The sequence below is a fragment of the Caecibacteroides pullorum genome (assembly GCF_019239235.1).
In the GTDB taxonomy this organism is placed as follows: Bacteria; Bacteroidota; Bacteroidia; order Bacteroidales; family Bacteroidaceae; genus Bacteroides; species Bacteroides pullorum.
In genome coordinates this window covers 17,458-37,532 of record NZ_JAAZTS010000011.1, presented here as the reverse complement: position 1 = coordinate 37,532, position 20,075 = coordinate 17,458, and the positions used below count along the sequence as shown (strand labels likewise).

At 52.3% G+C, this 20,075-nt stretch carries 14 protein-coding genes; 10 read left to right on the top strand and 4 right to left on the bottom strand.

Features of this window, described 5'->3' with window-relative positions; genetic code table 11:
• Nucleotides 1-74 precede the first annotated feature (74 nt).
• From HF894_RS08970 to HF894_RS08930, 9 genes are all read left to right on the top strand, one after another.
• Entirely contained in the window at nt 75-758 is a 684-nt protein-coding gene (locus HF894_RS08970; RefSeq protein ID WP_204971696.1) for a DUF4450 domain-containing protein, read from the top strand.
• Nucleotides 758-1,561 (top strand): hypothetical protein, encoded by an 804-nt coding sequence (locus HF894_RS08965; protein WP_204971804.1) that lies wholly within the window; start codon nt 758-760, stop codon nt 1,559-1,561. The genes HF894_RS08970 and HF894_RS08965 overlap by 1 nt, the downstream gene beginning before the upstream one ends.
• A complete protein-coding gene (locus tag HF894_RS08960) occupies nt 1,561-2,979 on the top strand; it encodes a rhamnogalacturonidase (protein WP_204971695.1) in 1,419 nt (472 codons plus the stop codon). Before HF894_RS08965 ends, HF894_RS08960 begins: the two co-directional genes overlap by 1 nt.
• A 269-nt stretch (nt 2,980-3,248) precedes the next feature.
• Nucleotides 3,249-5,603, top strand: coding sequence for a TonB-dependent receptor (locus HF894_RS08955; RefSeq protein ID WP_394369838.1), 2,355 nt, complete (start codon nt 3,249-3,251; stop codon nt 5,601-5,603).
• Between the two features lie 286 nt (nt 5,604-5,889).
• Nucleotides 5,890-7,761: a DUF4980 domain-containing protein gene (locus HF894_RS08950; protein ID WP_204971693.1), complete on the top strand. Its 1,872-nt coding sequence runs from the start codon at nt 5,890-5,892 to the stop codon at nt 7,759-7,761.
• 21 nt (nt 7,762-7,782) lie between these two features.
• The gene (locus HF894_RS08945; protein ID WP_204971692.1) at nt 7,783-9,978 is read left to right on the top strand and encodes an alpha-galactosidase; all 2,196 of its coding nucleotides are present in this window, start codon (nt 7,783-7,785) and stop codon (nt 9,976-9,978) included.
• 37 nt (nt 9,979-10,015) lie between these two features.
• Complete coding sequence (locus tag HF894_RS08940) at nt 10,016-11,200, top strand: MFS transporter (RefSeq protein WP_021846525.1); 1,185 nt, start codon at nt 10,016-10,018, stop codon at nt 11,198-11,200.
• On the top strand, nt 11,193-12,086 hold the full coding sequence (locus HF894_RS08935) for a carbohydrate kinase family protein (RefSeq protein ID WP_204971691.1): 894 nt from the start codon (nt 11,193-11,195) through the stop codon (nt 12,084-12,086). The genes HF894_RS08940 and HF894_RS08935 overlap by 8 nt, the downstream gene beginning before the upstream one ends.
• A 60-nt stretch (nt 12,087-12,146) precedes the next feature.
• Nucleotides 12,147-14,921, top strand: coding sequence for a hybrid sensor histidine kinase/response regulator transcription factor (locus tag HF894_RS08930; RefSeq protein ID WP_204971690.1), 2,775 nt, complete (start codon nt 12,147-12,149; stop codon nt 14,919-14,921).
• A gap of 95 nt (nt 14,922-15,016) precedes the next feature.
• Here HF894_RS08930 and phoU read toward each other — a convergent pair whose 3' ends face one another.
• The 4 genes from phoU to pstC form a co-directional block, all read right to left on the bottom strand.
• Complete coding sequence (gene phoU / locus HF894_RS08925; RefSeq protein WP_021846522.1) at nt 15,017-15,709, bottom strand: phosphate signaling complex protein PhoU; 693 nt, start codon at nt 15,707-15,709, stop codon at nt 15,017-15,019.
• Between the two features lie 65 nt (nt 15,710-15,774).
• On the bottom strand, nt 15,775-16,530 hold the full coding sequence (pstB, locus tag HF894_RS08920; protein ID WP_021846521.1) for a phosphate ABC transporter ATP-binding protein PstB: 756 nt from the start codon (nt 16,528-16,530) through the stop codon (nt 15,775-15,777).
• Nucleotides 16,531-16,567: 37 nt separating this feature from the next.
• Nucleotides 16,568-17,434, bottom strand: coding sequence for a phosphate ABC transporter permease PstA (gene pstA / locus HF894_RS08915; protein WP_021846520.1), 867 nt, complete (start codon nt 17,432-17,434; stop codon nt 16,568-16,570).
• Between the two features lie 24 nt (nt 17,435-17,458).
• Nucleotides 17,459-18,640 (bottom strand): phosphate ABC transporter permease subunit PstC, encoded by a 1,182-nt coding sequence (pstC, locus tag HF894_RS08910; protein ID WP_021846519.1) that lies wholly within the window; start codon nt 18,638-18,640, stop codon nt 17,459-17,461.
• 193 nt (nt 18,641-18,833) lie between these two features.
• Between pstC and HF894_RS08905 the strand changes: the two genes are divergently transcribed.
• On the top strand, nt 18,834-19,655 hold the full coding sequence (locus HF894_RS08905; protein ID WP_246593188.1) for a PstS family phosphate ABC transporter substrate-binding protein: 822 nt from the start codon (nt 18,834-18,836) through the stop codon (nt 19,653-19,655).
• Nucleotides 19,656-20,075 lie beyond the last annotated feature (420 nt).

Sequence of the window (20,075 nt, the reverse complement as noted above, 5' to 3'; positions counted from 1 at the left end):
TGTACTTATTTCCATTTGCTCAAACCTCGGAAGGACGTAACTTAGCCGCATAAATAATCAAGATTAGACCTACAATGAAAAACAAACTGTTACTGCTGCTACTATTTTTATGGACAGCAACCATCCAAGCTCAAACCCTCCCCCCTCTGCAACTTCCAGAAGGAGCAGGAACCTTACGGTTGGGAGTGGTCTGCGGTGAGGAAAGCCGATGGCTAGACCAATGCAAAGTGAAAAACAAAGGAAAACATTACACGGTAAAAGACAAACTGTGGAAAGGAGGTAAAGTAGAACTAACCATCTGTTCACTGACCGACACACAAGGAATCATTCTGAAGGCCACAGCCGAAAATCTACCATCTGACGCTCGCCTGTGCTGGGCTTTCGGTGCTTGTGATGACAAAGTTGTAAAGACGGAACAAAACGATGCAATCCCCACAGACGCCTGTCACGACAATGTGTTCTGTACCGAAGGAAATGCATTTACCGTCTACTACGGTGAGGTGATGAGACTGAGAACTGTACACGGTGTGATGCCCGACGGTCCCGAACCCATCCTCTGCGATGCCCATCAGCAGAACAATCCCCTGACACTCTACCGTTCAGGCAAAAAGACAGATGCTCCCGTAATCGCTGCCCTACGCACCTGGCAAGAAGGAGAGACTCTCTACTTTTGCCTGTACAAACAAAACGCCAAAGCCGACTATAACCGCTTTATGCTACCAGCCCTTTTTGACAAAGAAATCAAAAACAACCCATGATGAAACATTTGTATCTTTCCCTGTTCCTGCTGCTGACGTATCTGCCAGCCAACGCGCAGGATTACAAAGTCTACCAGTTTGCAGCCGATGAAGTCCCCGTCCTGGACGGTGATACCCGCGACTGGTCCTGTGTACCCGACAGCTATACCATAACTGAAGCCGCAATGAAAGAAGACGAAGGTAAGCATGCCGCTCCAAACACCGAAACCTTGCAGATCAGCGTAAAGGTAGGTTGGTGTGCCGAAACCCAGAAATTGTATTTTCTCTACGAAGCCTGGGACAACTACTGGCGCTTCAATGAAAACTCGCTGAATACGGACATTTTCGAAGTAGTAGTGGACGGTGACTGCTCAGGAGGCCCGTTCATCGACCGCTTCCACCCAACTGCTCCTAAAGATGTCTGGCAGGCCTGGTTCAAGTTTCATGGCTGCCACGCACAGAACTACCACATCTTCACACCACCCCACGGACGCGACTGGTGCATGCTTTGGGGACCACAAGTGTGGCTGAAGCAGAAACCCTACGCCGACTACGCCTACCACTATGACTTTCGTGAAGGCGAAGCCGGCAAACTGACGCTGGAGTTCTACATCACTCCCTTCGACCATGCCGATGCCGACGGGCCGGAATTCTCCCGTCCAACCGTCCTCAAAGAAGGCAATGAAATAGGTCTCTGCTGGGCTGTAATCGACTGGGATGCCAACCCCACTTCGAAAGACGGTTTCTGGAATCTGTCCGACGAGCACACCATGTACGGAAATGCCTCTTACTTGAAACGATTTACCTTAATGCCCCTACAATAATGAAAAAGATATTGTTCCTGCTGCTCTGCCTCTGCACGGCAGCAATCCAAGCCGACGTATATAATGTAAAAGACTACGGTGCCAAAGCCGACGGAAAGACTATAGACAGCCCCGCTATCAACCGTGCCATCCAGGAAGCAGCCGCCAATGGCGGAGGTACCGTCTACTTGCCCGCTGGCAACTATGCCTGCTACTCCATCCGACTGGCCAGCCACGTCCATCTGCTGATGGAACAAGGCACCGTGATTACAGCCGCCTTCCCTTCCGCTACCGATGGCTATGACGAAGCGGAAGCCAACGAACACAACCGCTACCAGGATTTCGGCCACAGCCACTGGAAGAACTCGCTCATCTGGGGCATCGGACTGGAAGACATCACCATCAGCGGCCCGGGACTGATTGACGGTCACGGGCTGACACGAGAAGAAAGCCGACTGCCAGGCGTAGGCAACAAGGCCATCAGCCTGAAGCTCTGCAAGAACGTCACGCTGAAAGATTTCTCCATGCTGCGCTGCGGCCACTTCGGTCTGCTGGCCACGGGTGTGGACAACCTGACCATCCTGAACCTGAAGGTGGACACCAACCGCGACGGATTCGACATAGACTGTTGTAAGAACGTACGCATCAGCCAGTGCACAGTCAACAGCCCGTGGGATGATGCCATCGTCCTGAAATCGTCTTACGCTTTAGGCTACTTCAAAGACACGGAAGACGTCACCATCTCCGACTGTTTGGTCAGCGGATACGACCGCGGCAGTGTGCTGGACTGCACATGGCAACGCGACGAGCCGCAAGCCCCCGACCATGGTTTTGTGACAGGACGCATCAAACTGGGCACCGAGTCGAGCGGCGGATTCAAGAACATCGCCATCACCAACTGCATCTTTGAGCGTTGCCGCGGTCTGGCACTCGAAACAGTGGATGGCGGACGCCTGGAAGACATTGTTATCAGCAACATCACCATGCGCGACATCGTCAACTCCCCCATCTTCCTTCGCCTAGGCGCACGTATGCGCAGTCCTGAGGGGACACCCGTGGGCAGCATGAAGCGCATCCTCATCAGCAACGTCAACGTGTTCAACGCCGACTCGCGCTATTCGTCCATCATCAGCGGCATACCCGGAGCCATCATTGAAGATGTCAGCCTGAGCAACATCCATATTTATCACCAAGGCGGCTACACCGAAGCCGACGGACAGCGTACGCCGCCCGAACAAGAGAAAGTATATCCCGAACCATGGATATTCGGCACCGTTCCTGCCAAAGGCTTCTACATCCGCCATGCCCGCAACATCCGGCTGGACAATGTACACTTCCACTACGAGCAGCCCGACGGCCGGCCACTGATGGTCACGGACGACGCTACCGGCATCACCTACCGCAACATCACGTCGGACGGAAAAGTCTACAAGCCCTGAGCCAACCGGCCTCCACACGGAAAACGTCAAGCTGAGGGTTAGCGAACCCAAGCTGACGTTTAAGTCGCTGAAGCTGACGTCTATCCATTTTGTTACATTCCTTATCAAAAATGTTTCATGTAACCCTGATGACAGGGAATGAAACATTTTTTTTATCCTTCCTGCGAACGACTGCATACATTTGCACAGGCCTTCAGGCAAAACGCCCGATGACCGAAAAGCGAAACTTCAATTATTAACTTATTAAATAACGTACCATGAAAACAGGTATGAAAAGACATGCAGTATGCTATCGCGCCGCAGCAGCTTTTTTGTTGCTCGGATTGACTTGTGGAAACATTTTCGCACAAGAAGAAAAGAAATCATCGGAACAGCCACAAACGGAAAGCTCCAGTAAAGAGGAGGAAAACCGTAACGTGATGCTGAACGCCGCCAGTGCCAACGGTCCACGTGAAATCCAGATCGGACTACCCTCGGCCGACGTCAATGTATTGGAAAACGGCATCCCCGTCACTTACGCTACCAATCCTCATTCAGTCAACTCCCTTTGGCGTGCCGACGCCAGCCTGAACCACGTGGGACTGCTGAAAATTTCGGAGACAGCCATCACTACCGGAAACATCGGATACGCCGTCAACTCCTTCACCCAGCTGGGGCAGAAAGGCTTTCACGGCACCCTGAACTACAAGAGCAACCACTTCGGCATGCAGGAGTTCTCGCTCAACGTGAACGGCGACATCGCCCGTGACTGGTATTACAGCGGAAGCATCTACCAGGACTTCGACCCGGGAACGTTCAAAATCAAATCGACTCCCTTCCAGGACCGCACGCAGATCTATAAATTCGCCCTGACGAAGAAATACAACGATAACCGTGGCGAACTGACCGCCATCTATCACTACAGCAACAGCCATCCAGTCTACATGTATGCCACACAATCAGCCCCGTTCGTCTACGTGGGCGACGGAAGCGTGAAAGAGTTCGGCCAGTTCGCCCTCGGAACTACTTCCTACCTGCCAATGGACAACGAAATGATGTATCGCGACATGCGCACGGGCGAAGTAAAGAAGACTAACCTCTACGACGCCGTGCAGAACAAGGGCAGCGAGTTCACCCTGATGAACAACTACACTTGGGACAACGGACTGAACTGGCGCACCATCATGAAATATGACCACTCCACCGGCTCGTGCGTTTACCAGACCCCGATGTCGCTCGACCAGAATGAAGCCGGCATCAACTATCTCTACGAAGCCGCTGACGGCAGCATGAAGCCCTACACGGGCGAATACGTGCAGAGCCGCATGTCGTGCCTCAACCGCGGATTTATCGATTCGTTCATGTTCACCACCGAACTGTCACGCCACACAGGCAACAGCACCTGGCGCCTTGGCCTGAACGAATGGTACTATGATATCGACTACGCATCGGCCACCACCATGTACGACCAGTCCGTTCCCACCGACGGCAGTTACCCCGTGCGCCTCTACAACGCAGACTACGCCACCTATGCCGGACGCACCTACGCCGGGAACGGATACTACTATGACTTCAACAAGAACGCTTCGGAATACTACAAGGGACACGAGAACAAGCTGGCCCTCTACTTCACCCACGACTGGGACGTAACCGACAAGCTGAACCTCTACTACGGTGCCCGCCTGGAATACCAAGCCCTGCGCGGCGACAACGCAGCCGTAAAGAACGCCAACGGCGAATACGTAGGCCGCTTTGCCAACTACTACTTGGGTGCTACGGCTCCCGACGGTACTCAGATTGCCCCCACTGCAATGAGCTACGACTGGCTGAACTACGCTCTGACCGCTGCCGCCACCTACAAGCTGACCAAGTCATTCGGCTTCACCGGCGACTTCACCTACATCACCCAGCATCCGAAAATCGAAAACTTCGCTCCTGCCACCCTGCCCAACACGGACAAGATCTCCGTACCCCTGGGACGTGCCGGAATCTACTACAACAACGAATGGTTGAGTCTGACCTCGCTCTTCTCCTATATCTCGAAGACGAACAACAACTCTACCCTGAACCTGCAGCACAAGACCGCTGCCGGACAGACGGAAATCATGGCCGCCCCGCTGACCTACGACATCCAGACGCTGGGTTGGACCACCGACGTCGTTACCCGCCCCTTCAAGGGATTCGACCTGCACTTCCTCTTCACCTACCAGAAGCCGACTTACAAGAAGTATGAGACCTCTGTCACCTTCTCCGACGGATACGTGGGCGAAATCAACGCCACGGGCAACATCGTAGCCGAAATCCCGCAGGTCATCGTCGAAATAGACCCCAGCTACATGATCACCAAGGACCTGAAGATCTGGACCAGCTTCCGCTACTTCAGCAAGACCTACGCCAACATCAACGACGCCTACTACTTCAACGGCCGCTGGGAGACCTTCGGCGGACTGAACTGGCAGGTGAACAAGAAACTTGCCCTGGGCTGCACCGTCGTGAACTTCCTGAACCAGACAGGCGCCAAAGGCAGCATCGCCGGTGCCGAACTGATCGAAAAGGAAGACGCCGGACAGTATGCCGGACACGTCATGGCGGGTAGCTACATCCGTCCGTTCACCGTCGAATTCAGCGCCAGCCTGAAATTCTGATCCTCCCGGCCGGCCACACCGGTGAGGCACGACGCCGAAGCCCTGCGGAAACCTGCCACACCGGTGAGGCTCAACGGCGAAGCCCGTCGGAGACCCGCCGCACCGGTGAGGCTCGTCGCCGAAGCCCGTCGGAGACCCGCCACACCGGTGAGGCACACTGCCGAAGCCCGTCGGAGACCCGCCGCACCGGTGAGGCTCGTCGCCGAAGCCCTGCGGAAACCCGCCACACCGGTGAGGCTAATTCAAAAATAATCTGTACATTTAAACGCTCAAAAACAATAGAACCATGAAAAGGATTTTCAATCACCTGACAATGACTTTGGCAACAGCTGCCGCACTGACAGCCTGCCAGCCGCAGAGCAACGGCATCCGCCTGGAACACCAAGGCGACACGCTCACCATCGTTCACATCACAAACCCAACCCGATACCTCATCCTCCCCATCCAGGAGTCTTGCAACGAAGGCAAGGTGAAACTCATCACGGGCAGCCCCGCCGACATGGCCATGGACGTACGTCTGGCAGTCGATAGCGTAGAATATTACGTGCCCTTCGCCCTGCCGCAGGGAGCGAAGGAAGCCACGGTGACCATCGGTCGTGTGGCTGCTAACGCCATCTGCTGGGACAGCATCCGCCTGGCCGACACCTTCGACACCACCAATACCGACTATTACCGTCCCGTCTATCACCACACGCCGCTCTATGGCTGGATGAACGACGCCAACGGTCTGGTCTACAAAGACGGCGAATATCACCTGTATTTCCAGTACAACCCCTACGGATCGAAGTGGGGCAACATGCACTGGGGACACTCCGTCAGCCGCGACCTCATCCACTGGGAACACCTTGATCCGGCTATTGCCCGCGACACGCTGGGACACATCTTCTCGGGTAGTTCCGTTATCGACAAGAACAACAGCGCCGGCTACGGCAAGGACGCCATGATTGCTTTCTACACCTCGGCCAGCGACGAGCACGGACAGATACAGTGCATGGCCTACAGCAACGACAACGGCCGCACCTATACCAAATACGAAAAGAACCCCATCCTGACGCCGTTCGACGGACTGAAGGACTTCCGCGACCCGAAAGTCTTCTGGTACGAACCCGCACAGAAGTGGTACATGATTGTTTCCGCCGACAAAAACATGCGTTTCTACTCGTCCACCGACATGAAGAACTGGGAATACCTCAGCCAGTTTGGCGAAGGTTACGGCGTACAACCCAACCAGTTTGAGTGTCCCGACTTCGTACAGCTGCCTGTCGACGGCAACAAGGACAACATGAAGTGGGTGATGATTGTCAACATCAACCCCGGCTGCCCCTTCGGCGGTAGTGCTACGGAATATTTCGTAGGTGAATTCGACGGCAAGGAATTCAAGTGCGACACGGACAAGAGCGTTACCAAGTGGCTCGACTTCGGTAAGGACCACTACGCTACTGTCTGCTTCTCGAACACCGGCGACCGCACCATCGCAGTTCCCTGGATGAGCAACTGGCAGTATGCCAACGTAACCCCCATCCGCCAGTACCGCGGTGCCAACGCCCTGCCTCGCGAGCTTTCACTCTATACCAAGAACGGTGAAATCTACATGGCCGCCAATGCCGTGAAGGAGACCGAAGGCCTGCGCAAAGGCACTACCCCCGTCAACGACTTCACCCTGGCCGACGAACATCTGGTCAGCCCGCTGGCTACCGGTGCCGAAGGCGCTTGCGAACTGGAAATGGACATCACCCCGGGCAAAGCACAAGCCACAGGCTTCCAACTGCTGAACGACAAGGGCGAAAAGGTAGACATCTACCTCGACATGAAGGCCGGTCGTCTCGTCATGGATCGTACCCAAAGCGGACTGACCGCTTTCGGCGAGAAAGCAGAACCTCACGCCAAAGAAACCGACGACCACCGCAAGACCGAATCAGTGAACTACATCAACGATTTCGCTCTGGGCACCTGGGCACCGCTCTCTCTGTGCGAAGGCAAGACATATCACCTTGATGTGTTTGTAGACAAGTGCTCTGTCGAAATCTTCGTAGACGGTGGCCGCATCGCCATGACCAACCTCGTGTTCCCCACCCAGCCCTACAACACTCTGCGTTTCTATACCCAGGGAGGTGAGGCCGAAGTGAAGAACCTGAAAGTACATCAGTTAGGATTGTAACACTAAAAGCCCTTATATCCCATGAAACACCTCATCGCAACGGCGGCACTTGCACTGCTCGCCACCACTACACTGAATGCCAGTGACATGAAACAGATACGCATTTCCACTGACCGCACCGACCTGGTGCTGCAGGTGGGCGACAACGGCCGCCTCTACCAGAGCTACTTTGGTGAACGGCTGCTGAACGAGTCCGACCTGAAAGAGCTGGGGTGGAGCGTACACCCCGCCTCGGACGGCAGTGTCAGCCGCCGCGGGTGGGAGGTGTACAGCGGTTCGGGCAACGAAGACTTCTTCGAACCCGCCCTGGCCGTCACCCACAACGACGGAAATCCTTCCACATGGCTCTACTACGTTTCTTCCTCCTCGCACCCCGTGGAGGGAGGCGTGCAGACCGACATCCAGCTGCGCGACGACAAGTATCCCGTCGACGTGACGCTGCACTACGTGGCCTATCCGAAGGAGAACGTCATCAAGACGTGGAGCGAAATCCGCCATCAGGAGAAGAAGCCCGTTACTTTGTCGGCCTATGCCTCGACCATGCTTTACTTCAGCCGTCCGGCTTACTACCTGACGGAGTTCAGCAGCGACTGGGCCAAGGAAGCGCAGATGAGCACGCAGCCCCTGCTTTTCGGCAAGAAGGTGATCGACACCAAGCTGGGCAGCCGCGCCGCCATGCACACGCATCCCTTCTTCATCGTGGGACTGGACCAGCCCGCCCAGGAACGGCAGGGCGAAGTGCTGATGGGCACACTGGCGTGGACAGGCAATTTCCGCTTCACCTTCGAGGTGGACAATGTGGGCAACCTGCGCATCATTCCCGGCATCAATCCGTATGCGTCGGCCTATCGGTTGAATCGCGATGAGGTCTTCACTACCCCCGAATTCATCTTTACACTGAGCACTGAAGGTACCGGCCAGGGCAGCCGCAACCTGCAGGCCTGGGCACGCAACTATCAGCTGAAGGACGGCAAAGGTACACGCCTGACCCTGCTCAACAACTGGGAAAACACAGCCTTCGACTTCGATCAGGACATCCTGGCCGAACTGATGAAGGAAGCCAAAGACCTGGGTGTAGACATGTTTCTGCTGGACGACGGATGGTTTGGCAACAAATATCCGCGCAAAGACGACCGTGCAGGACTGGGCGACTGGGAAGTGACGCACGACAAGCTGCCCGGCGGCATCCGTGCCCTGACCGACGCTGCCAAAGAGGCGGGCGTGAAGTTCGGACTATGGATAGAGCCGGAAATGGTGAATCCCAAAAGCGAACTCTTCGAGCAGCACCCCGACTGGGCCATCCATTATCCCAATCGCGAGACGTATTACTACCGCAACCAGCTGGTGCTCGACCTGAGCAACCCGGCCGTGCAGGACTATGTCTACAGCATTGTGGACAAGCTGCTGAAGGAGAATCCTGACATCGCTTACTTCAAGTGGGACTGCAACAGCCCTATCACCAACATCTATTCGCCCTACCTCAAAGCTGAACAGGGACAACTGTACATCGACCATGTCCGCGGCGTCTATAACGTGATGAAACGGGTGAAGGACAACTATCCCGACGTGCCCATGATGCTCTGCTCGGGCGGCGGTGCACGTTGCGACTACGAGGCGCTGAAGTATTTCACCGAATTCTGGTGTAGCGACAATACCGATCCTGTGGAGCGCATCTACATCCAATGGGGCTTCTCGCAGTTCTTCCCGGCCAAGGCCATGTGCGCCCATGTGACGAGCTGGAACAAGGCAGCTTCCCTCAAGTTCCGCACCGATGTGGCTTCGATGTGTAAGCTGGGTTTCGACCTGGGACTGAAAGAACTGAGTGCCGAGGAACTGCTCTACTGCCAGACGGCCGTAGCCAACTGGAAGCGTCTGCAATCCATCATCCTGGACGGTAACCAATACCGTCTGGTATCGCCTTACGAAAGTAACCACATGGCGGTGAACTACGTGAGCACAGACAGCCGCAAGGCCGTACTCTTTGCTTACGATGTCTATCCGCGTTATCAGGAGAAACTGCTGCCCGTCCGCTTGCAGGGACTTGACCCGACGAAGCACTACAAGGTAGCGGAAATCAACCTGATGCCCGAGGCCCAATCTTCACTTCCATCTAACGGCCGCATTCTTTCAGGTGACTATCTGATGAAAATCGGTCTCGATATCTTTGGTTTCCGCCCGATGCAAAGTCATGTGGTGGAACTGACGGAGGTAGAATGAATATCACTTCTCAAACTTCTTTAAATTCTTAAAAACAATGACCGCAAAACAACAAATGAAATACGGAAGGCTGATACCCGTCATGCTCTGCTTCTTCGCCATGGGCTTTGTCGACCTGGTAGGTATCGCTTCCAATTACGTAAAGGCTGACCTTGGACTGACGGACTCGCAGGCCAACATTTTTCCGTCGCTTGTCTTCTTCTGGTTTCTCATTTTCTCTGTACCCACAGGAATGCTGATGAATCGTATCGGACGAAAAAACACGGTACTGCTGAGCCTCTTCGTAACAGCTCTGTCACTCCTATTGCCTTTCTTTGGGGATGGTTACGGACTGATGCTCTGCTCCTTCTCGCTGCTGGGTATCGGCAATGCCCTGATGCAAACTTCGCTCAATCCACTATTGAGCAACATTATTTCGGGCGACCGTCTGGCCAGTTCGCTTACTTTCGGGCAGTTTGTCAAAGCCATCGCTTCGTTCCTGGCTCCCTACATCGCCATGTGGGGTGCTACGCAGGCCATGCCTACTTTCGGATTGGGCTGGCGTGTGCTGTTCCCCGTCTACATGATAGTGGCTGTCATCGCCATCCTGTGGCTCTCATCTACCCCTATTGAAGAAGAAAAGCCCGATCAGGCATCAGGCTTTGCAGACTGCCTGCGTCTGTTAGGACAACCGTTTATCCTGCTTTGTTTTTTGGGTATTGTCTGCCACGTAGGTATCGATGTAGGAACCAACACAACTGCACCCAAGCTACTGATGGAGCGTGTAGGCTTGACACTCGACGAAGCTGGTTTTGCCACGAGCCTCTACTTCATCTTCCGTACGGCGGGCTGCCTGTTGGGCACGTTCATCCTGCAGCATTTGTCTGCACGCCGCTTTCTGGGCATCAGCGTAGCGTGTATGCTGGTAGCCATGGCTGGCCTGCTGGTGTCCGACGCACATCATGTCATCTACGTCTGCATCGCCCTCATCGGATTCGGCAACTCCAATGTCTTTCCTATCATCTTTGCACAAGCCCTCACTGCTGTACCCGACAAAAAGAACGAGGTTTCGGGACTGATGATTATGGGTCTTTTCGGAGGTACAATCTTCCCGCTGCTGATGGGTATGGCCAGTGACGCTGTTGGACAAAGCGGCGCTGTCGCTGTAATGACGATCGGCGTACTCTATCTGATTGCCTACACTTTGAAAATGAAATCACAAAAAAACAATAGCCATGAATAATCAATCAATCGTAGTCGGAATGGGCGAAGCACTTTGGGACGTGCTGCCCGAAGGGAAAAAACTGGGTGGAGCACCAGCCAATTTTGCCTATCACGTATCGCAGTTCGGATTGGAAAGCCGCATAGTAAGTGCCGTAGGACAGGACAAACTGGGTTCAGAAATTTTGGATAACTTCCGCGAAAAACAATTATACGGACTGATAGAAACAGTACCTTATCCCACAGGAACGGTTCAAGTAGAATTGGATGCTGAAGGGGTTCCTTGCTATGACATAAAAGAAGGTGTAGCTTGGGACAACATTCCCTACACACAAGCTCTTGAGGGACTGGCCCATCAGACATGCGCAGTCTGTTTCGGTTCATTGGCACAACGCAGCATCGTATCACGCGAAACCATTCACCATTTTCTCGACGCAATGCCGGAAAACGAAGATACACTCCGCATTTTTGACATCAACCTGCGTCAAGGATTTTATACGAAAGAAATTCTGTGTGATTCGTTTCGTCGTTGCAACGTACTGAAGATTAACGATGAAGAGCTGGTTACCGTAAGCCGAATGTTCGGTTATCCGGGTATCGACCTTCAGGACAAATGCTGGATTCTGCTGGCCAAATATAATCTGAAAATGCTGATTCTGACTTGTGGTGTAAACGGCAGTTATGTCTTTACTCCCGGCCACGTATCATTTGTAGAAACTCCTAAGGTGCAGGTTGCTGACACTGTAGGTGCAGGCGACTCTTTCACAGCAGCCTTTACGGCCGCTATCCTTAAGGGACATCCAGTAGCAGAAGCCCATCAACTGGCCGTAGAAACTTCGGCTTATGTTTGTACGCAACAAGGAGCTATGCCCGTATTACCTCAATCGCTGACGGAAAGACTGGCATAGAGATGATAGTTTCATGGATTTTTGTCTATCTTTGTATCCATAACCAAAGAACAAAAATCCATGAAACGCCATTTTGTCTTTCTTGTAACCATCCTTTGTACACTCTATCTACTGCTATTTAGTTCATGCAGCCAAGAGAAAAACCGTTACGTTATCGGCGTGTCACAATGCAGTGATGACGAATGGCGCACACAAATGAACAAGGAAATCCGCCGCGAAGCACTCTTCTATCCTGGCGTGGAAGTAGATATCCGTTCGGCAAACGACGATAATCGGAAACAAACAGAAGATATCGAACGATTTATCCGCCGAAAAGTAGATCTGATTGTTGTAGCTCCCAACGAAGCAGAAGCCATCACTCCTGTGATAGAAAAAGCATATGCCAAGGGAATCCCGGTCGTACTGGTTGACAGACGGATTAACTCCGACCAGTATACTGCTTATGTAGGAGCAGACAACTACGAAATGGGCCGACAGATAGGCCACTACATTACTACACGTTTGGAAGGCAAAGGCAACGTTGTAGAACTGACAGGCTTAAAAGGTTCCACACCTGCAGCCGATCGCCATCGAGGATTGATGGACGTACTATCTCGTACACCTGGCATACAGATAGTGGCCAGTGCCGATGCCGGGTGGTTCCAAAAATCAGCAGAACAAGCATTTGACTCCATCCTGACCTGTCAGCCGAAAATCGATCTGGTATTTGCTCATAACGATCGCATGGCAGCAGGAGCACACACAGCAGCCCTTCGGCATGGACGCGCAAACAAAATGCTCTTCGTCGGTGTAGATGCCTTGCCTGGCAAAGGCTTGGGAGTAGAATTGGTAGCCAATGGCATATTGGACGGAACTTTCATTTATCCCACGGGAGGCGACCGCGTAATACAAGTAGCCATGAGCATTCTGGAAGGGAAGAAATATCAACGCGAGAATCTGCTTTCCACCGCTCCTGTCAACCGACAAAACGCCCACGTAATGCAGATGCAAACGGATCACATCGCCACACTGGACGGAAAAATCGAGAAGCTCAACAGCCAGTTGGATGCCTTCCTGCTCCGCTATTCCGCCCAACGCATGTTCCTCTACGCCTGCATCATCATTATCCTGCTGGTAGGGGCATTACTGGTCTTCGTAGTACGTGCTTTTTGGACCAAAAACCGCTTGAATGCCGAACTGTCCCAACAGAAAAAGCAGCTGGAGGAACAACGTGACCAACTCATCATACTATCGAGGCAACTAGAAGAGGCTACGCATGCCAAACTGGCTTTCTTCACCAACGTATCCCACGACTTCCGTACTCCCCTCACCCTCATCGCCGACCCCGTCGACCAACTTCAGCAAAGTCACAACCTGAACGAGCAGGAACGCTTTCTGCTGAATATTATCCATAAGAACGTAGCTGTACTGCTACGCCTCGTCAACCAGATACTCGACTTCCGCAAATTCGAAGAAGGGAAACTGGATATGCATCTCTCTCGATTTGATCTGGCTGCCTCGCTACACGAATGGACAGACGCCTTCCGTACTTTGGCCTATCGAAAGCATATCCGCTTCAGCATCGATACCCCTGAGCCTGAAGGTAAAGACAACGAAGAAAGCGTCATCACCGCCGATGCCGAAAAAATAGAACGTATCTTGTACAATCTCCTGTCCAACGCCTTCAAGTTTACTCCCGAAAACGGAAGCGTCCACGTCAGTCTCGAATTTTTCAATAAGGAAAATATCCGTTGGATGCGCCTGCAAGTAACAGATACTGGAGTAGGCATGTCTGCCGACCACATACAGCACATATTCGAAAGCTTCTACCAGATAGATGTCCACCATGCAGGATCGGGCATTGGCCTCGCCTTGGTGAAAGCATTTGTAGAGATGCACGGAGGCACCATCCACGTGGACAGCGCTGAAGGACAAGGTACCCGCTTCTGCATTGAGATGCCAGCTCATCAAACAGGTGCATTAGACAGTAACACTACTCGTAGCGCCATGTTAGCCAACCTGAAAGAAGGCGCCGTACTGGCCGCCGACCAGGAAACAATACAAGTGGCCGATCACGACACAAAACCCGAAGACAAAGAAACCATTCTCGTAATAGACGACAATCAGGACATACGCGACTATGTCCGCTCCGTCCTTCAGGAAAAATACAACGTCATTGAGGCTGCCAATGGACAAGAGGGCGTTCAACAAGCCATGAAGTACGTGCCCGACGCCATCATCTGCGACGTGATGATGCCCGTCATGGACGGCATGGAGTGCTGCCGCCGCCTGAAGTCGGAATTGCAGACATCGCATATCCCTGTGATGATGCTTACGGCCTATGCCGTAGACGAACAGAAGATAAAGGGATACGAGTGTGGAGCAGATTCCTACATATCCAAACCTTTCAGTGCCCAGCTACTTACCGTCCGCCTGCGCAACCTCATCGAAAACCGCCAACGTTTACAAAATTTCTTCTCGGACGGCGTGAAAGCACCCACGCAAAAGGCCCCCGTGGCCGAGCTGGATAAAGGTTTCATGGAAAAGCTCCATCGCCTCATCAACGACCGCCTGTCCGATCCTAACCTAAGCATAGAGGATTTGGGGGAAGAAATAGGTTTGAGCCGCGTACAGCTTTATCGCAAAACGAAGGCACTCTGTGGCCATGCCCCCAACGAACTGCTGCGCATCGCACGCCTGAAACGTGCATCTTCGCTATTGGCTTCCACCGAAAAGACGGTAGCTGAAATCACTTACGAGGTAGGTTTCAGTTCGCCCTCCTACTTCACCAAATGCTACAAAGAATATTTCGGCGAAAACCCCACCGATTTCTTGAAACGAAAGAATGGAGAATAAATGCAAAAAGAAAGCATTGCTTTCCACCTCGAAAAACAATGCTTTGTGAGGCAGAAAACAATGCTTTATTCTTTATTAAGAAGAGGCTTCTCTGACTACTTCTCTTGTCCGTATCCCTCTTCTGCCGTATCGTGATGCTTCAATACCTTGGCGTCGATGAAGAAGACAATCTCTTCTGCTATGTTCGTGATGTGGTCGCCGGCACGCTCCAACTTGCGGAAAACGCTTGCCAAATTGATGCAGGACAAAGCGCTTTCAGGATGTTGCTGGATATATTCTGCCAACAAGGTAGAAGCGTTGGCATTGATTTCATCCAGCACATTGTCTTTCGCGAAAACTGATGTAGCCAACTCCTGGCTTTCTTCCTGCAAAGCACGCTTTGCCAGTTCGAGCATGGAGAGAACCTGATCGATCATCTCCTGCAGACGAAGACGCTTCACGAGGTCGGCATCGAGTGTCAGCTCTTTCTCTTCGAGAGCAAAGCGGGCAACGCTCTCGGCAAAATCGCCCAGACGCTCCAGATTGGTATTGATTTTCAGCATGGCCAATACAAATCGTAAATCGATGGCTACCGGCGTATAAAGCGCAATGATGTCCTCCACATCGCTGTCTATCTTCAGCTCAAAGGCATTGACCCGACGTTCATGCACAAGCACCTGCTGAGCCAACTCCTTGTCCAGCGTAAGTACCGATTCGCCGGCACGATCCAGTTGGTTGTAAACCAACGTCCACATTTCGTCTATCTCTTTCTTCAACAAAACCAGTTCACTTTCGATGAATTTTACCATAATACTATTCTGTTTTAGTTACTAATTCGTTTTTAAAATTGCCTCAAAGTTAAGCAAAATCCCCATTAACCGAAACGTCCTGTGATATAATTCTGCGTCTGCTCTTTTTTCGGGCTGATAAAGATGGTCTTCGTGTCGCCATACTCCACCATCTGCCCCATGTAGAAGAAAGCCGTCTTATCGCTTACACGGGCGGCCTGCTGCATGTTATGAGTCACGATAACAATGGTGTAGTCGTGCTTCAGCTCGTGTATCAACTCCTCTACCTTGGTTGTCGAGATGGGGTCGAGCGCCGAAGCCGGTTCGTCCATAAGAAGCACCGAGGGGGATACTGCCATGGCCCGAGCTATGCACAAACGCTGCTGCTGACCACCCGAAAGAGCATACGCCGACTCTTTCAACTTGTCTTTCACCTCATCCCACAAGGCGGCACCACGCAAGCTTTCCTCCACACGCTGACGAATGAATTGGGTATCGGTCACCCCATTCACGCGCAGGCCATAGGCTACATTCTCGAATATACTCTTGGGAAACGGGTTGGGACGCTGAAAAACCATGCCAACGTCCTTACGCAACTCATCCACATTCACCCCTTTGCCGTAGATGTCTTGCCCGTTGATTTGAACGCTTCCGGTCAGACGCGTATCGGGTATCAGGTCATTCATCCGGTTCAACAGACGAAGGAAGGTAGACTTGCCACATCCCGACGGGCCGATGAAAGCCACCACGGATTTTTCCTCTATATCCATGCTGATATTTTTCAACGCATGAAAATCGCCATACCAGAAGTTCACGTCACGGGTTTCAATGATATTCTTCATATATTTGGATATTTGATTATCGATAAATTTCCATTTTCTAATTTGATTTTACTTTCTTCTCAAAATACTTGCGCAGAGCATTGGCCAACAGGTTAACAAACAAGATGATGACAATGAGCACCAAGGCCGTGCCATAGGCAATGGGCAGCTGGGCATCGATGTCCGTACCACTGGTCGAAATCACATACAGGTGATAGGGCAATGCCATACACTGGTCAAAAATGCTTTGTGGCAACCGAGGCAGGAAGTAAGCGGCACAAGTAAACAGAATAGGCGCCGTCTCGCCCGACACACGCCCCAAAGCCAGAATAAGGCCGGTAATGATGTTAGGCATACCCATCGGCAAGATGACATGCCAGATGGTCTGCAACTTCGTGGCGCCCAAGGCCCGGCTTCCCTCACGCATGCTGTCGGGTATCGCCTTCAAAGCTTCCTCAGTAGTACGGATAACCAACGGTAAGCTGAGCAGGCCCAACGTGAGCGAACCGGCCAGGATGCTGTCACCAAAATCGAGCCAGTTGACAAACAAGGCCATACCGAACAAGCCAAACACAATGGACGGGATGCCGCTCAGGTTATTGGTCATCATCCGGATGAAGCGAACCACCCACCCCCGTTTGGGAGCATACTCATTCATATAAATGCCGCTCATCACTCCTACAGGGAAAGCGAACAGCGCACTACCCACCATGAGATAAAACGTACCTACAATGGCCGGCCAGATACCGCCTGCCGTCATACCGTCGGCCGGAGCCGTCGTCAAGAAGTCCCAACTAATGACCCCTATACCTTTATATATAATAAAGAACAGAATAGCAAAGAGCACCAACACGACACTCAGACTCAGCAAACGGAACAAACCGAAAGCTATACCTTGCGAAACACGTTTTCGATTGACTGACATAATCTTATTTCTATATTTAAATCCTTACTTTCTCTTCGACACCGCCTCCACCGTAAAGTTAATCAGCAGACTAATGAAAAACAGCACCACGCCCAAGAGGAACAACGACGCGTAATGTGCCCCCCCCGCGGGAGCCTCACCCAGTTCGGCAGCAATCGTAGCGGGAATGGTGCGAAGCGGTTCAAGGATGGAAGACGGTATCACGGCCGCATTGCCTGTCACCATCAACACGGCCATCGTCTCGCCCACAGCGCGTCCGATGCCCAACACGACACCCGACGTAATACCCGATATGGAGTAAGGTATCACCACTCTATAAATAGTCTGCCATTGCGATGCGCCCAGCGCCAGACTGGCCTCGCGCATAGCCCGGGGACAGTTACGCATGGCATCTTCCGTCACGGTGATTATCGTAGGCAAGGCCATGATGGCCAGCACGATACTTCCCGCCAAGCCACTTTCACCCACAGGTAGGTTGAACACTTGTTGAAGCAAAGGCACGATGACTATCAGGCCGAAGAAGCCATAAACTACAGATGGAATACCGCTCAACAGCTCGATGACCGGCTTCAAGACGTTACGGATTTTAGGATGGGCCACTTCAGACATATAGATGGCCACGGACAGTCCGAAGGGTAAAGCTATCAGAATGGCAAATAGGCTGACCCAAAGCGTACCCGTTATCAAGGGCAAGAAACCGAACAAGGGTGCGGGCGTAGCAGTCGGAAACCATTCCGCACCGGCAAACACGTCCTTCGCCGAGATGGTGTTATCTTTCATCAAATACACTGAGTCATTGTGCTCCACAAACTGTTCGGGAACAAAAGCCACCATACCAGGCGTACGGGCTACCAACCCTGTGATACATGCGCCCGCATTCTCGTAAGACGCTCCCAACTGCTCTTCCGTGAAATACCGCTCAGCGTCCTCCAGACGAAACAGGCGGATGGGGACATCCTCTCCCCCTACATCCTTCCAATTGGTAATCTCGCCGTCAAACACATCCTTAATCTCCTCGGGAGTCAGCTCGTCCACTCCGGTACCTTGATGAACCGCCAGCACGTAACCTTCTTCTATGACCTTGTCACCAAACAGCCCCGCCGCTTCCGAAAAGAGGAAGAGCACAATCAAAACAATTGTGATGCTTGTCACAAAACCGCTACAGGCCAGCAGTCCTTCTACAATTTTTTCAAATATCCGCTTCATTGCATAATAAATTTCTGTACCTATAATTTTCCGCCGCAAAGAAACAGCGGAAATGCTAAGAAAACGTGTCTTTCTCTTGAAAAAACGGTTTCATATGTATTACATTTTCGTTACAAATCCCGAGGACACCCGTTTTGTAACATCCATGAAACATCTGTTTCCGTTATTTGTGCCCATAAAAACAATAATTAAAATGAAGACTATACAGATTTTTCTTGTTCTGGCCGCATGGTTTCTTTCCTTCGGCAACCTCTACGCCCAACGCATCAAGGGCAGCGACACAGTATTGCCCATCGCCCAACAGACAGCCGAAGAATTCATGAAAATCCACCCCGAAGCCCGCGTCACCGTCACCGGCGGAGGTAGCGGCGTAGGAATTTCCGCATTGCTGGACGGCACGGCCGATTTGGCCATGGCTTCGCGCTCCATCAAGTTCAGCGAAAAGATGAGAGCTAAGGCGGCAGGCAAAGACATCCGCGAAACCATCATCGCTGGAGACGCCCTTGCCGTGGTGGTCCATCCTGACAATCCGGTCGACCGGCTGACCCGCCAGCAACTGGAAGATATTTTCCGCGGAAAGATTACCAACTGGAAAGAAGTGGGAGGAGAAGACCGCAAGATTGTCGTTTATTCGCGCGAGACGTCCTCCGGCACGTATGAATTCTTCAAAGAGAGCGTGCTGAAAAATAAGAACTACATGGCTGGCAGCCTTTCCATGCCCGCCACGGGCGCCGTCATCCAGTCGGTCAGCCAGACCCGTGGTGCCATCGGCTACGTGGGACTGGCCTACGTCTCCCACCGAGTGAAGCCGCTTGCCGTGGCCTACGAAGGAGGCGAGTATGCACAACCCACCCCGCAAAACGCCACCAACGGCACTTACCCCATCGTCCGCCCACTCTACTACTATTACGAACAGAAGAATGCCGACCGCGTTGCCCCGCTACTGGATTATATTCTTTCGTCCAACGGGCAGGCCATCATCAAAGGCGGCGAATATATTCCCGTCAAGCCATAAACGCTATCCGGTTTCTGTCATCCCGCACTCGATGCGGGATCCATATCATCATCGCCTGTGTGTTCCTGGATCCCGGCTCAAGGCCGGGATGACGGTTAAAATGATACATGAACATAAAGAGCATTTTGAAACTTGCAGGAGTAAACAGTACATTTTCAATAAATTGGGTAAATGCAGCAAGAGGCTGTATAAACATTCTAAGATAGGCAACCTTTAAGGCAGGGCATTTATTTATTTTTTCACGCATAATGTTTACCAAACGCTTGTCACACATCTACCTTCATGGGCCATTATCAGGCATTTAAGTAGATGAGTAGGTTTCCGGGCCACCGGAAAGAGGCTCAGACAACGTCTATAAGACCCGAATACTTCAAACATAAGAGCTTCAATGTTCCGGCTATTTTAGCAAGACAAACGTGC

Coding starts and splice junctions, on each gene's coding strand:
- HF894_RS08970 (WP_204971696.1), top strand. CDS start 75: ATGAAAAACAAACTGTTACTGCTGCTACTATTTTTATGGACAGCAACC.
- HF894_RS08965 (WP_204971804.1), top strand. CDS start 758: ATGAAACATTTGTATCTTTCCCTGTTCCTGCTGCTGACGTATCTGCCA.
- HF894_RS08960 (WP_204971695.1), top strand. CDS start 1,561: ATGAAAAAGATATTGTTCCTGCTGCTCTGCCTCTGCACGGCAGCAATC.
- HF894_RS08955 (WP_394369838.1), top strand. CDS start 3,249: ATGAAAAGACATGCAGTATGCTATCGCGCCGCAGCAGCTTTTTTGTTG.
- HF894_RS08950 (WP_204971693.1), top strand. CDS start 5,890: ATGAAAAGGATTTTCAATCACCTGACAATGACTTTGGCAACAGCTGCC.
- HF894_RS08945 (WP_204971692.1), top strand. CDS start 7,783: ATGAAACACCTCATCGCAACGGCGGCACTTGCACTGCTCGCCACCACT.
- HF894_RS08940 (WP_021846525.1), top strand. CDS start 10,016: ATGACCGCAAAACAACAAATGAAATACGGAAGGCTGATACCCGTCATG.
- HF894_RS08935 (WP_204971691.1), top strand. CDS start 11,193: ATGAATAATCAATCAATCGTAGTCGGAATGGGCGAAGCACTTTGGGAC.
- HF894_RS08930 (WP_204971690.1), top strand. CDS start 12,147: ATGAAACGCCATTTTGTCTTTCTTGTAACCATCCTTTGTACACTCTAT.
- phoU (WP_021846522.1), bottom strand. CDS start 15,709: ATGGTAAAATTCATCGAAAGTGAACTGGTTTTGTTGAAGAAAGAGATA.
- pstB (WP_021846521.1), bottom strand. CDS start 16,530: ATGAAGAATATCATTGAAACCCGTGACGTGAACTTCTGGTATGGCGAT.
- pstA (WP_021846520.1), bottom strand. CDS start 17,434: ATGTCAGTCAATCGAAAACGTGTTTCGCAAGGTATAGCTTTCGGTTTG.
- pstC (WP_021846519.1), bottom strand. CDS start 18,640: ATGAAGCGGATATTTGAAAAAATTGTAGAAGGACTGCTGGCCTGTAGC.
- HF894_RS08905 (WP_246593188.1), top strand. CDS start 18,834: ATGAAGACTATACAGATTTTTCTTGTTCTGGCCGCATGGTTTCTTTCC.